Below are 13,929 nucleotides of genomic sequence, written 5' to 3' on the forward strand. Positions count from 1 at the left end.
CGGGTAGTGCTGTTTTCGGTTTCCTATCTTCTCCTGGGGTGGATCGGCAACCGGTTGTCCCTGGAAATCAGCGGGTTTACCTATTTCTGGCCCCCCTGCGGCCTCTTCCTGGCCGTCCTTCTCAGCGTTCCCCAAAAGCAATGGACGGTATTCGTTTCCTCGGGAATGGTTGCCTCATACCTGACCGGATTGCTTTTTGGCGTCCCCCCGCTCCTCAACGCCGCCTTTGCCATGGCGAATGCTGCCGAAGCCGTGGCAGGTGCCTGGACCATCCGCCGCTACGTTGCCCCCCGCCTCGATCTATCCACCCTCAAACAAACGGTGGCCGGCCTGCTTGTCATCGGAGCTCTCGGTGCGTCGGCGGTGGCCGCCATCATCGGCGCCACGGCGGCAACGGCCGTAAGCGGCGCCTGGAGCTTCTTCGCGGCCAACTGTTACGACTGGTGGATGGGGAATGTGCTCGGCACCATCACCATAGCAGCGGTGATGCTGACCTGGCCGCGTGCGGAGGGGAGGCCGCCTCTGGGCGCCCTGCGCCTTGCCGAGGGCGGTTTCGTCGCCGTGGCCTTTGTCGTGGGGGCGTTTGCCTTCCTCAGCTCCGATGCGAAATCCTACGACAATCATCTCTTCGTCTTCATCCCGTGTATGGTCTGGGTGGCCATCCGATTCGGCCAGTTCGCCAGCAGCATTGCCTCTCTGGCCCTTCTCTTCGTGGTAATTGCAGCCACCAGAAACTCCATCGGCATCGATCACGATTCCCTGGTCAGCTCCTTCCACACCGAACAGATTTTTGCCCTGCTGGTCGCCTCCATGAACCTCATCCTCTCCACGGTGATAGTGGAACGGGACCAACGGGAGCAGCAGTTACGCGAGAGCAAACTGCGCCTCGACACCATTCTCGACAACGTCGGTGCCCACATATTCATAAAGGACGCCGACTACCGGTACCTGTACGTGAATCATATTACGGCCGACCTTTTTGGAAGAGCTGCAGAAGATATCGTCGGCAACGACGATTCGGCCTTCTTTTCGAAGGACTCGGTCGAGGAAATAATGAAGAGCGATTCCCGTATTATCGAGAATGGGGAATCCGTCAGAAGAGAAGAGACGATAGTCGTGCAGGAAGGAAAAGAATACCGAACCTACTGGACCGTCAAGGTTCCCCTTCGGGATCACAACGGTCACATCTACGGCTTGTGCGGGATTTCGACCGACATCACGGAACATAAAGCACTGGAGGAAAACCTCCACCGGAAAACCTGCGAACTGGAACAGGAGCTGGCAGAGCGGCAACTGGCCCAGGAGGCGTTGCTTCGCCAGGCCGGGATCCTGGAAAAGGAGATAGAGGAGCGCAAACGGGCCGAGGAAAGGGTCCAGCAAAGCGAAGCCACCGTCCGCGGCAAGCTGCGGGCCATCCTCGAACCGGACGGCGACATCGGTACCCTGGAGCTTTCCGACATCGTAGACTGCGAAACGTTGCGGGGACTGCTGGAGGATTTCTACCAGCTTACCGGCATCCTGGGTGCGGTGCTCGATACCCGCGGTAACGTCCTGATTTCCGTGGGGTGGCAGGATATCTGTACCAGGTTTCACCGGTGCCATCCGGAAACCGTGAAGAACTGCATCGAGAGCGATACCTTTCTCACTGCCGGCGTCCCCGCGGGAACCTTCAAGCATTACCGCTGCAAGAACAACATGTGGGACATGGTCACCCCGCTGGAAGTGGCGGGGAGGCATGTGGGGAACGTCTTCATCGGGCAGTTCTTCTACGAAGACGAAGAGCCCGATGTCGAATTGTTCCGCGAGCAGGCCCGCCGGTGCGGATTCGACGAAGAGGAGTACCTGGCCGCTCTCGCCCGCGTCCCCCGCTTCAGCCGGGAAAAAGCGCAAACCGGCATCCGGTTTTACGCCAAACTGACCAAAATGGTGTCGGAACTGAGCTTCAGCTCCATCAAGCTCTCCAGGATTCTCAACGAGCGCATCCACCTCGAAGAACAACTCCGGCAATCGCAGAAAATGGAGGTGATCGGCAAGCTCGCCGGAGGGGTCGCCCACGATTTTAACAACATCCTTCAGGTGATCAGCGGTTACGGTGCGCTCCTGCAGATGGACCGGTCGCTCAACGGCAAGCAGCGCGACGAGGTCGACCAGATCCTTTCGTCAGTGGAAAAGGGGGCACAGCTGACCCATGGGCTCCTTGCCTTCAGCCGCAAGCAGGTGATGACGCTTTCCCCCGTCGATCTCAACGACGTCGTCAACAAGGTCAGGAAATTCCTGGCGAGAATCATAGGGGAAGATGTTCAGCTCAAAACCGTCATTCACCCGGACCGGCTCGTTATCACGGCCGACGCCGGCCAGCTCGAGCAGGTTCTCATCAACCTTGCCACCAACGCCCGTGACGCCATGCAGAAAGGGGGGCGGCTGACCATCGAAACGGGATTGCAGGAGATCGCCACCTCCGTCGAGCAGGAATCGGGCCGTACTGTCCAGGGCGACCATGCCGTGCTGACCGTGTCCGACACGGGGTGCGGAATGGACGAGACCTGCGCGAAGCGGGTTTTCGAACCGTTTTACACCACCAAGGAAGTCGGTAAAGGAACCGGGCTCGGGATGTCCATCGTGTACGGGATAGTCAAGCAGCACAACGGCTTTATCAATGTCTACAGCGAGCCGGGGCTCGGTACCGCGTTCAAGATCTACCTCCCGATCGACGGCTCCCAGATCCCGGCGCAGGCGGGAGCGGCCGAGGCGTGCGCGCCGCCACGGGGCGAGGAAACGATCCTGCTGGCCGAGGACGACGAGAGCGTTCGCAAGCTGATCGTATCGGTATTGACGGAATTCGGGTACCGGGTCATTCAGGCGGTGGATGGGGAGGATGCGGTGGAAAAGTTTGCGGCGCACCGGGACACGGTCGCCATGGTGCTCATGGACATGATAATGCCGAGAAAAAACGGAAGGGAGGCGTACGAAGAGATCTCCGCCATCCGCCCCGGCGTCAAGGTCCTGTTTTCCAGCGGCTATACCGCCGATTTCATCCAGAATCGCGGCGTCTCGGAGGAGGGGATCGAACTTATCATGAAGCCCATGCAACCGAAGGAACTGCTGAGAAGGATCCGGAAGGTCCTGGATCAGTAAATTCCACCCTCGGGCTCCCCGGCCAGGGCCAGCCAGGCTTGGGCGGCGTGGGAGAGGTAGCCTGCCCGGCGCCAGATCAAGGCCATGTGCCAGAAGATTGCCGGGCGATCGATCGGGATGCGCCTGGTCGAAGGATGCGGGCGCTGCTCGATTATCATACGCGGCAAAAGCGCGACGCCGAGATTGGCGGCCACAAGCTCGATGATGAAATCCACCTGGGTCGACTGGGCAGCAATTTTCGGGGTGAAACCGCTCGTCCGGCAGGCCTCCATGATGAGGGGGTTGAGCGCAAAGCCGGTGCCATAGAGGATGAAAGGCTCTTCGGCCAGCTCCTTGAAGGAAAGCTTGTCGCGCTTGGCCAGCGGATGATCGGCATTGAGAAGAAGGTCGATCGGCTCGCGGCGCAGCTCCTGCCAGGCGAATTCGTCTCCTACCGGTAAAAGCGATGCGGCAAGGTCGAGCTCGCCGGCCAGTACCAGCTCCTCCAGGCGCTTACTCCCATGTTCGACGAGCCGCAGCTCTACCTCCGGGTAGAGGCTCCGGTAGGTGACGAACCAGCGGGCGAAGAGGGTATTGCTGCCGATAAGAGGAACCCCGAGCCGTAAAACCCCTCCCTTCAGGCCGCGCAACTCCTCCAGCTCCGCTTTCAGGTCTTCGCCCTGGGCAAGTATCGCGGCTCCGCGGCGGTAGACGATTTCCCCGGCGGCGGTGAGCTTGCTCTGATGGCCGATCCTCTCCAGCAGTTGGAACCCCAGCTGCTCTTCCAGCTGCTTCACCGCCTTGCTCACCGTCGACTGGGTTACAAAGACGGTCTTGGCTGCCCTCGAGAACCCTCCCTGGCGAACCACCTCCACAAATGCCCGCAGTGCCCGCGTCTCCATACTATTCCTCTCCGGAATCAATTGAAGTCGAATATTTCATTTTACGAATATCATACTCCGGTATATCTTTCCATAAGAGCTGATATGAAAACGCATCCTCGGAGCACAAACCATGCATCTGCATCGACATAGCATTTCCCTTCGCCGTCTCTGCCGTACCAGTATCGTGTTTCAGTTGCTGCTTATCTCGGGCTTTTGGGTGGCAGGGGAGGCGATCGTCCGCGTCACCGGACTTCCGGTTCCGGGCGCCATCGTCGGGATGCTCATCGTTCTTGCCCTCCTTTCGACCGGCAAGCTCAGCCTCCACACGGTGCAGCGGGGGGCGCGATGGTTTCTGGCCGAGATGCTTCTCTTTTTCGTACCTGCGGTGCTGGCGGTCCTGGATCACCCGGAATTTCTCGGCATGCTCGGCCTGAAGATCCTGGCGGTCATCGTCTTCAGCACCGTCATGGTCATGGTGGTCACCGCGGCGGTGATCGACGTCTGCTACCGTTGGGACGTGGCCCGGAAAGGAGTAGGTCATGCGGAGTGATATCTTGGTGAACGCCGTCTTTTGGTCGCTGCTGACCGTGGGGCTCTATGCCCTCGGCAAGGCACTCTACCACCGCAAGCCAACCTGGTGGACATCGCCGCTGCTGCTTGCTCCGGTTCTCCTTATCGCGGCGGCGGTGGCTTGTCACCAAAGCTACCGGGAGTACATCCGGGGGACGCATTGGCTGGTCGTCCTGCTGGCACCGGTGACGGTGGCCTTTGCCGTTCCCATCTACGAGCAGCGGTTGCTGATCCGCAAGCACTGGCTGCTGCTCGTCGCTGGGGCGGCGGCGGGGAGCGCTACCGCCATGTTTTCCTCCTGGGCGCTGGCCACCGTTTTCGGGTTGGATGGCGGGCTGCGGCTTAGCCTGTTGCCGCGCTCCCTGAGCACTCCCTTCGCCATGACGGTCTCGGGCGATATCGGCGGGGTGCCGACCCTGACGGCGGTGTTCGTGGTGATCACGGGAGTTTTCGGAGCGGTGATAGGCGAGCTACTTTTGGGGGTGCTCCCTTTCCGGTCGGCGCTGGCGAGGGGCGCGCTGCTTGGAATGGGTGCCCACGGGGCCGGTACCGCCAAAGCGCACCAGATAGACGGTGAAGTCGGGGCTGTCGCAGGACTCGTTATGGTAATGGTCGGCGTGATGAATGTACTGGCCGCGCCGTCCGTCGCCAAATTACTGCAATGGGTAGGGTAGCGGGGAAGCTTACATTGTGTAGACAGGGCTGCCGATTGACAGTATAAGAGAACACAAACTATTTCAGTTTATGCGCCGGTGACCGAAAAGAATGGTTCAGGTTCTTTATTCTTTCAGTATCAGGAGGGATCACTTGACGCACCTGACCAAACAGCCATCCGACAGTCCATCCGTTCCCCGTGATCTTGTCATCGATGATCCCAAGCTGCGGCTCAGCCTGCTGGCCCGGATCATATCGAAATAAACGGGGCTGACCCGCCCCTACAAGTACCGTTTAGCCAGCCGCTTTCCGGCGCGATTCGAATCTTCCGGGATGCGGCCATGGCTTTGAAAAGATACCGATGCGCGTAACTGCAATCATTCTCCTAATCTCGCTTATCTTCCTGCCGAGTACCCCGGCGTTTCCCGCGACAAGAACCGATGCTCTCGGCGTGCTCGACGCCCTCCTCAAAGGGGGCGCCAGTAAAAAGTCGGACGCCTTCAGGGCCCTCATCGACACCTATTTTTCCGGCGTTCGATGCCTGGAGGGCGGCAAACCCGAACTTGCCGCGGAGTACTTCACCCTCGTGGAACGATACGGGAAAAGTTTCTTTCCCGGCCTCCTCTCACCCTCGAAGCACTCCTCTCATGGCGGACACTCCGCTCCGGTCCCTCAGCACACCGCAGCCGCCGAGCCCGCCGTTAGCAAGGACCCGATCGATCCCTCCGCCCCGAAAGTCTCACCGGCACCGGAGCCGCCAATGCCGGTTGTTGCCCAGAAGGTTGTTCTTCCAGCAGCTTCGGTCCCGGCAGTTCCGCCCGCCGTCCAGGTGCCGGATACGCCGCAGGTCCGGGAGCCGGAGAAGCAGCCGATACAGGTGACGGAGAAGCTGCCGGTGCAGGTGGCTGAGAAGCTGCCGGTGCAGGTGGCTGAGAAACCGCCGGTCGAAGTAGCAGAGAAGCAGCCGGTCCAAGTGGCTGAGAAGCAGCCGGTCCAGGAGCCTGAGACGCCGGCCGTTCAGGCTCAAGTTGTTCCGCCGCAGCCTGAGGCTGCGCGCCAGCCGGAAGAACCGCCTCAGGCGATGTCACGGCCGTCGGACCAGGATAACGAGGATGACGACGCGGATGACGATTCAGCCGCACCGGTAACGGCCTGGGTAGCGGGAAGCCGGGTCATCGGCGGAGAAAGGCTCTACCGGGTGGAAGCCAACGAGACCCTCCAGCAGATCGCCCGCCGCCAGGGGATGACCCCCCGGCTGCTCGCCCGGTTAAACCGGCTGGCAGTCACCTCCCGGCTGCACCGCGGACAGACCCTGCGCATCGTCAATCGCCACATCATTCCCGAGGAGGCGGGCAACGGGCTGCTGGTCAACATCGCCGACTGCACACTGTACAGCTTCAGGGATCACAAGCTGGTCCGGACGGTTCCTATCGCGGCGGGGAAGCCGGGGGCGGGTGAACAAAAGGGGGATTGGCAGACGCCGACCGGGACGTTCACGGTCGTTGCGAAGGTGAAGGATCCGAGCTGGAAGGTGCCGGTCTCGATCCGGAGGGAGATGGAGCGGCTGGGGCACGAGGTCAAGACGCGGGTTCCGCCCGGGCCTGCCAACCCGCTGGGCAAGTACGCCCTGCGGACTTCGCTGCCCGGGATCCTGATCCACGGGACCAACCGGCCGGCTTCCATCTCGAGTTACACCAGTCACGGCTGCATAAGGGTCGGCCCGGCGGATATCGAGACGCTGTACCACGAAGTGCCGCTCAAGACGCAGGGTAAGATCGTGTACCGCCCCATCAAGGTGGCGGTCGGAGCCGACGGCAGGATTTTCCTCGAGGTGCACCGGGATGTCTACGGCAAGATCGGCAACCTGGAGCGGGAGGCGCGCAGCCTGATCGAGGAAGCGGCCGGGTCCGCTCCGGTCGACTGGCGTAAGGTGAAAGAGGTCATCAAGGACCAGACCGGCGTTGCGGAGGTGGTTTCCGCCCAGCTTTAGGGGGAAACCACCTCCCGTTCAGACCGTTTATACCTTCATCGGCTCCCGTCTGAGGCCAGTTCCTTGAGTAAGGCCTGGTGAAACATCGCCGGGTCTTCCATCTGCGGTGCATGGCCAAAGCCCGGGAACTCGACCAGCCGGCCGTTGGGGATGGTCTTGATGACCTGCTGGCCCAGCACATTATAGTGGCCGATCTTCGCCTTGACCTCGGGCGGTGCGATGTCGCTGCCGATTGCGGTGCTGTCGGCGGTGCCGAGCATCAGGACCGTCGGCACCTTCAATCGCGGGAACTCGTACACTACCGGCTGGGTGAAAATCATGTCGTAGATAAGGGCGGAGTTCCAGGCGACCAGCCGGTGCCCCGGCCCCCGGTTAAGTCCCGCCAGCATATCCACCCACCGGTCCAATTCCGGTTTCCAGCGCCCCCCGTAGTAGACCGTTTTCTCGTACTGCCTCACCCCTTCCGCCGAAAGTTTCAGCTCCCTTTCGAACCATTGATCCACCGTCCGGTACGGCACCCCCAGAGCCTTCCAGTCCTCCAGCCCGATGGGATTGACCATGAGCAGCTTCTCGACGGCCTGCGGATACATGAGGGCAAAGCGGGTCGCCAGCATGCCTCCGGTCGAGTGCCCGAGCACGATGACCCGGGAGACGCCGAGCTGCTTCAGCAACGCCATGGTGTTGGTGGCGAGCTGCTGAAAGCTGTACTGGTAATGGGCCGGTTTGGTCGAGGTGCAGAAGCCGATCTGGTCGGGCGCCACCACCCGGTAGCCGGCCTCCGTCAGTACGTCTATCGTCTTCTCCCAGGTAGCTGCGCAAAAATTCTTCCCGTGCATCAGGACAACGGTGTGGCCGTTGGGGTGCTGCTTCGGTTTAACGTCCATGTATCCCATCTGGAGGTTCTCTCCCTGGGAGGCAAAAGGGAAATGCTGCACCGGGTAAGGGTAGGGGAAGCCCTGAAGTTCTATGCCATATCCTGCGGGGTTTCCTTCCGCTTGGGCCGTGCCGGAAGCGGCAAGTAACACGATTACGAAAAGCAGGTACATCAGACGTTGCATGATTATCTCCTATCTGTCGGTTCATCGGGGGATTGTGCCGGAACTGTACTTACGCAATTGTACTTTGTTATCCCGGCTGGGCCAGTTTTGCGCAGGGGCCGGGGGATGATGGCGGTGCGGGCAGCGCATCTTCTCCGGAAGGCGGAATAAAGGCAGTACATGGCAAATGTGCAGGAAATGTGAAATGCAGACGAGCGGGGAGCGCTACCGGTTGCGGCTCAAGGTTACCTTCGGGAGTGCCCGCGCTTCGTCAGGCCCCTGCGAGGATGGTCCTGGTGAGTTGTGCGGCGAGGCTATGGCACTGGCCGTCGGTAAGGGATCCCATCAGGCAGGCCTGGATGATGTTCCGTTCGACGAGGTACTTGCTCCGGTAGCTCAGCAGGAAACCGCGCCTCTCCAGGGCCTCGCCCAACTCCAGCGATGGGCGCTCCGGTGGAAGCTGGACGCTGACAACCGCAGGGGCGGCGTGGCGCTCGTCGACCATGACGGCGATTCCGCAACGGGTCAGCTCGTCGCGAAGGATGGTGTGCTGGCGGCGGATGGTTTCGAAGCGCACGGGAGGATCGAGCTCCCGCAGGGCCTGGTGCAGGGCTCCGGCCAGGTTGGAGGAGTGGGTGAAGGGGACGCCGCGCTTGCTGCGGTAATAGCCGAGGTCGAGGTAGCGGGGAATGCGCTCGTCGGGCTCCAGCGCGTCGTTGTAGAAGACCAGCGATATTCCGGGATAGGAGGCAAGCCCCTTGCCGCTTACGCTGGTGGCGAGAAAGACTTCCGATAGGTCCACCGGCACAGTCCCGAGCGAGCTCGTGCAGTCGAGGCAGAGTTTGATGCCGCGGCGCCCGCAGATCTCCGCCAGGGCGCCGACATCGTTGAGAATGCCGGAAGAGGTCTCGCAGTGGGTGCTCCAGAGCCAGCCGATTCCCGGGGTGGCGGCGATGTTAGCCTCCACCAGGGCCGTATCGAACGGCTCTCCCCACGGGACCCGCAGAACCTCGAAGGAAAGGGCCATGCGCCGGGCGTGGTCTACCAGCCGCTCGCCGAACTCGCCGTTACTGAGGATCACTCCGGAACCTTCCTGCACCCTGAGGTGCGCCGCGGCCACGTCGTTGGCGAGGGTGCCGCTTCCGAGAAAAAGCTCGGCATGGCGGGCCTTGGTAAGATCGCGCAGGATAGAGCGCGTATCCTCCACCGTTTCCAGAAAGGCTTCGGCACGATGGGAGATGGCGGGCTTGCCGAAGGCTTCCCGCACCGCGGGGCTCACGGCTACCGGTCCCGGAAGAAAATTCGCGGCGGCGGACGGGGGGACTTCCGGGACTTCCATCTTGAGACGGGAGAAGAGGGAGAGGGCCGCCTGCAGGGAGAGGGACATCGGCTGGTAACGCGCATCGGCGGAACCCACCTCCTCGCCAAAGGGAATGAATCCCATGTGCTGGTAAAGGTGGGTCTGGCGGACGGTGCCCGAGGCAACCCCCATGGTGTAGCCACGGCGGATGCATTCGCTGGCGGCGAAATGAAGGAGTCCGGCGAAGAGGGTGGGGCGGCGGTATTCCGGTTCCACGGCGAGGAGACGGATCTCGCAGATACTTTCTCCCGGGGGGAGCCAGCGGTCGAGATCGGGCATCTTGTCGTCGAGCGAGAAGGGGCGGTTGTCGCGTACCGCGAGCATCCCCACGAGCCTCCCCGAATCGAGGCAGATGTAGTAGGTATTCTCGGTGTGGAAGCGGTCGACCAGAGCCCGCGCCGGGTTGGAGGGGTGCTGGGGGATCTCTTCCACGAAGGTCCGGTAGTTGAGCCGGTGGATCTGATCGAACTCGGATGCCAGTGAGGCGATCTTGAAGCGGAGACCTTCGGTTGCCATCAGCTGTTTCCCCTTGTGAAGGTGGTGCCAAATGCTGCCACGATGTTGCTCCGATGGGCGAAGAGGACGATGGTTGCCAGCAGGGCGAAGAGCGCAGTTTCGCCGGGTGCCGGGGCGATCATCCCCGATTTCGCCATTGCTATCATGAGGAGAGGGGAGAGTGCCAGGGCCATCAGCCCCGCCTTGGTCGTTCCCCTCAAGAGCGGATAGAGAAGGGCGCAGAGGGCGAGAGTGGCGGCGAACAGCGCGGGTTGCAGAAGCGCCAGGCCGCCCGCCAGGGTGGCCAGCCCTTTGCCGCCGCGGAAGCGAAGCTGAACCGGCCAGATATGTCCGCAGGTTGCTCCGATCAGGGCGAGATGCCCTGCCCAGGGCTCGACAAAGAAGTGGCGGGCCAGCCAGACCGCCAACATTCCCTTCCCCGCGTCGCCGGTCAGGGTGAGGAGGAAGCCTTTGGCCCCCAGGACACGCCCCACATTGCGGCTTCCCACGTTTCCGCTCTCCATCTCACGGATATCGCGGCCGGTGAGACAGATGACCAGGTAATATCCGAAGGTGCAGCACCCGATCAGGTAGGAACCGAGAAAAAGCAGGGCGGTAGTAGTTGGATGCAATGAGTGTATGGCGCTTTCCCTCTGACAGCCGGCTTTATGGGAGATTGGATAGCACGATCTATAACACAGAGAGATAAAAGTGAAAAGATCCGTTAATAAAAAAATCGTCATTGTGCGCGGAGGCGGCACGGTAACTTAGAATCAAGGAACCAGCCCCCTATCTTCCCCCCCCTTTTTCCTTGCGCCACCTTACCGCTCTCTCCGCTTCCGCCGGGGAGAGAGGCGAACGTGTTCGGCCGGAAATTGCCTAATGCGCAGTTGCCGCTATCCTTTTGGGTATCTTGAATCCTGATTGCGGAGGGGTTATGGCCAACGGGGAACTGTTCTGGCTTTCGCGGGACCAGCAGGGGCGGCTTAGAGAGATTATCGGTGCGGATCCGGAGCAAAAGGATCTGCCGCTCAAACGGGACGTCCGTTCGCTCGGGATGCTCCTCGGGGAGGTGATCCGCGAGCAGGCAGGCCTGAGTGTCTACGATACGGAGGAGGAGCTCCGCCTGCTGGCCATCCGGCACCGCCAGCTGAAGGCGGGACGGGACGAGACCGATCCGGAATCGCCCGAGGAACTGGAGCTCAAGGAGCGGATGGTCGAGATCATCGGCGGGCTCTCGGAGGAGGACGCCTACCAGGTCGTCAAGGCCTTCGGATCCTACTTCGAGCTGACCAACCTGGCCGAAACGAACCACCGCAAGCGGCGGTTGCAGGCCATCCGGCTCACTTCCGGGACTCCGGACAAGCCCGGCTCCCTGCGCGGCACGCTCCTTCGCATGCGCGAGGCGGGCGTCAGCGGCCCGGATGCCTTGGCCTATCTCGCAGAGGTGGAGGTGACGCCGGTCTTCACCGCCCATCCGACCGAAGTGGCGCGCCGGGTGGTTCTCTTCAAGCGCCGCCGGATCGCGGGGGTACTCGAGACGCTGGACCGGTTGCCGCTCACCGATGCGGCCGCCTCGCAGGGTCAGGACGCCATCCTTACCGAAATCACCACCCTCTGGCAGACCGACGAGGTCCGCCGCAAGCAGCCGACCGTCCTCGACGAGATCCGCATGGGGGTCAACCACTATCCGGAATCGCTCATTATCCCCCTGGCCCATTTCTACCAGGACATGGCCGATGCCTTCAACGACGTGTACGGCATGAAGCTCGCCGCCTGCGACCTTCCGACCGTGGTCCGTTTCGGTTCCTGGACCGGCGGCGACCGGGACGGCAATCCCTTCGTCACCACCGATACCACCCGTCTCGCCCTGGCGATGGCGCGCGAGATGATCCTTTCCCACTACCTCGCCGCGATCGACGAGCTGCGCGAGCTGCTTACCACGTCCAGTTGCCGGGTCGATTTCTCGCCCGAGATCGACGCTGCCATCGCCCGCCACTGTACGGCCTTTCCCGCGGTCATCCCGAAGATTTCCAGCTACCCGGAATGTGAACAGTACCGCCGCTTCCTTGCCATCGTCAGGCATCGGCTGGAACTTGCCCACAGCGACCCGGATGCCCCGGAAGCGTACCGCGACGCGGCCTCCCTCCGGGACGACCTCGTCCTTATCCGTTCCAGCCTGGATGCCCGCGGCGGAGGGCGCCTCGCCTGCCATTACGTCGATCCCATCCTGCGCAAGGTTGACACCTTCGGCTTCCATCTTCATTCCCTCGATATCCGCCAGCACGCCCGCATCCACGCCAAGGCGGTAAGCGAGCTGGCCGCCGGGCATTCCTTCCACTCCGCAGGCGATTTCGGATCGGCCACCACCTCGGCGGAAACCATCGACCTTTTGCATACCTTGCGGGCTTTGGCCGAGCTGAAACGGAGCTATCCGCCGGAAGCGATGCGGCAGTACGTGATAAGCGGGGCGGTATCGGTCAACGATGTCCTGTCGCTGGTATGGCTCCTGGAATTGTGCGGGGTTAAGGTCGCCGGCAGCGGCGACGGACGCGACCCGGGGCTGATGCCGGTGCCGCTCTTCGAGTTCATCGACGATCTGCGCAACGCGCCCGAGGTCTGCCGCACCCTCTGGAGCGATCCCGCCTACGCCCCGTATCTCGATTCCTGGCAACGCAAGCAGGAGGTGATGCTCGGTTATTCGGACTCCAACAAGGACGGCGGCATGTTGACCAGCACCTGGGAGATCTACAAGGCGCATCGCGGGTTGCAGCAGGTCGCCCGGGAATGCGGCGTGAAGCTGCGTCTCTTTCATGGGCGCGGCGGCACCGTGGGGCGGGGAGGCGGACCGACCTACCGGGCGATTACCGCACAGCCGCCGGACGGTTTCAGCGGCGCCATCCGCATCACGGAACAGGGTGAGGTGATCAACTGGAAGTACTCCGACCCGGCGCTAGCGGAGCGCAACCTGGAGCTGATGGTGGCGGCCTGTCTCGATTCGCTCTGCCTGGAGCGTAACCGGCAGCGTTCGGTTCCCTGGGAGGAGACCATGGAGCGGCTGTCGGCGACCTCGTACCGGTTTTACCGGGAGCGGATCGCCGAGAACCCGGACATCATCCCCTACCTGGAACAGGCCACACCGCTTCTGGAGTTCGAATTGGCGAAGATCGGTTCGCGCCCGGCCAAACGGAGTGCGAGCCGCGACCTGGGGGAGCTGCGGGCCATTCCGTGGGGATTCGGCTGGATGCAGAGCAGACTGGTGATTCCCGGCTGGTTCGGCATCGGGCATGCGCTGGAAACCTTCGTGGCCGAGGAAAAGGATGGGCTGGCGGTTCTGCAGGAGATGCTGGCGAAGATGCCCATTTTCCACGACATGATCCGCAACGTGGAACTGGCCCTGACCAAGGTGGATCTGCCGCTGGCCAGGCTCTATGCGGAGCTGGTGCCGGACGCCGCCCTGCGGGAGCGGGTATTCGACATGGTGGTGGAGGAGTACCAGCGTACGCGGCGGCTGGTGCTTACGGTCACCGGGCAGCGGGAACTTCTGGAGGGAAGCCCCTCGCTCGCGCGCTCGCTCAGGTTGCGCAATCCGTACGTCGATCCGTTGAGCATGATCCAGATCGAGATGCTGAGGCGGAAACGGGAAGGGAAGGGGGACGGGAAGCCGGATTTCGTGCTGGCCGCCACCATCAACGGGATCGCGTCGGGGCTGAGGAACACGGGGTAGGGGAAGGGAGGACGGGGAGCAATTTTTGTTTTTGGGAGCCCGCCCTCATGGTAAAGTCCCGGCACTATAGTGTCAACTTGGGCGAGGGGAGGACGTAG

9 protein-coding genes are annotated in these 13,929 nt (G+C 62.0%); 5 read left to right on the forward strand and 4 right to left on the reverse strand.

The window, feature by feature from the left end:
• The first annotated feature begins 6 nt into the window (after positions 1 to 6).
• Positions 7 to 3,135: a PocR ligand-binding domain-containing protein gene (locus L4X63_RS09525; RefSeq protein WP_250678394.1), complete on the forward strand. Its 3,129-nt coding sequence runs from the start codon at positions 7 to 9 to the stop codon at positions 3,133 to 3,135.
• On the opposite strand, the gene L4X63_RS09530 is transcribed toward L4X63_RS09525, so the two are convergent.
• On the reverse strand, positions 3,129 to 4,016 hold the full coding sequence (locus L4X63_RS09530; protein WP_250678395.1) for a LysR family transcriptional regulator: 888 nt from the start codon (positions 4,014 to 4,016) through the stop codon (positions 3,129 to 3,131). The genes L4X63_RS09525 and L4X63_RS09530 overlap by 7 nt on opposite strands.
• A 166-nt stretch (positions 4,017 to 4,182) precedes the next feature.
• Between L4X63_RS09530 and L4X63_RS09535 the strand changes: the two genes are divergently transcribed.
• The 3 genes from L4X63_RS09535 (at position 4,183) to L4X63_RS23870 (ending at position 7,212) form a co-directional block, all read left to right on the forward strand.
• A complete protein-coding gene (locus tag L4X63_RS09535) occupies positions 4,183 to 4,548 on the forward strand; it encodes a CidA/LrgA family protein (RefSeq protein WP_250678396.1) in 366 nt (121 codons plus the stop codon).
• Complete coding sequence (locus tag L4X63_RS09540; RefSeq protein ID WP_250678397.1) at positions 4,538 to 5,242, forward strand: LrgB family protein; 705 nt, start codon at positions 4,538 to 4,540, stop codon at positions 5,240 to 5,242. Before L4X63_RS09535 ends, L4X63_RS09540 begins: the two co-directional genes overlap by 11 nt.
• A 431-nt stretch (positions 5,243 to 5,673) precedes the next feature.
• Complete coding sequence (locus L4X63_RS23870) at positions 5,674 to 7,212, forward strand: L,D-transpeptidase family protein (RefSeq protein WP_250678398.1); 1,539 nt, start codon at positions 5,674 to 5,676, stop codon at positions 7,210 to 7,212.
• Between the two features lie 35 nt (positions 7,213 to 7,247).
• On the opposite strand, the gene L4X63_RS09550 is transcribed toward L4X63_RS23870, so the two are convergent.
• From L4X63_RS09550 to L4X63_RS09560, 3 genes are all read right to left on the reverse strand, one after another.
• Positions 7,248 to 8,270 carry an alpha/beta fold hydrolase gene (locus L4X63_RS09550; RefSeq protein ID WP_250678399.1) on the reverse strand — a complete coding sequence of 341 codons (1,023 nt, stop codon included), beginning with the start codon at positions 8,268 to 8,270 and terminating at the stop codon, positions 7,248 to 7,250.
• Positions 8,271 to 8,520: 250 nt separating this feature from the next.
• The gene (locus L4X63_RS09555) at positions 8,521 to 10,125 is read right to left on the reverse strand and encodes an aminotransferase class V-fold PLP-dependent enzyme (protein ID WP_250678400.1); all 1,605 of its coding nucleotides are present in this window, start codon (positions 10,123 to 10,125) and stop codon (positions 8,521 to 8,523) included.
• A complete protein-coding gene (locus L4X63_RS09560; RefSeq protein WP_250678401.1) occupies positions 10,125 to 10,736 on the reverse strand; it encodes a glycerol-3-phosphate acyltransferase in 612 nt (203 codons plus the stop codon). Before L4X63_RS09560 ends, L4X63_RS09555 begins: the two co-directional genes overlap by 1 nt.
• 305 nt (positions 10,737 to 11,041) lie before the next feature.
• Here L4X63_RS09560 and L4X63_RS09565 point away from each other — a divergent pair, with 305 nt between their 5' ends.
• Positions 11,042 to 13,831 carry a phosphoenolpyruvate carboxylase gene (locus tag L4X63_RS09565; protein WP_250678402.1) on the forward strand — a complete coding sequence of 930 codons (2,790 nt, stop codon included), beginning with the start codon at positions 11,042 to 11,044 and terminating at the stop codon, positions 13,829 to 13,831.
• Positions 13,832 to 13,929 lie beyond the last annotated feature (98 nt).

This window comes from Geomonas sp. Red32, from assembly GCF_023652955.1.
In the GTDB taxonomy this organism is placed as follows: Bacteria; Desulfobacterota; Desulfuromonadia; order Geobacterales; family Geobacteraceae; genus Geomonas.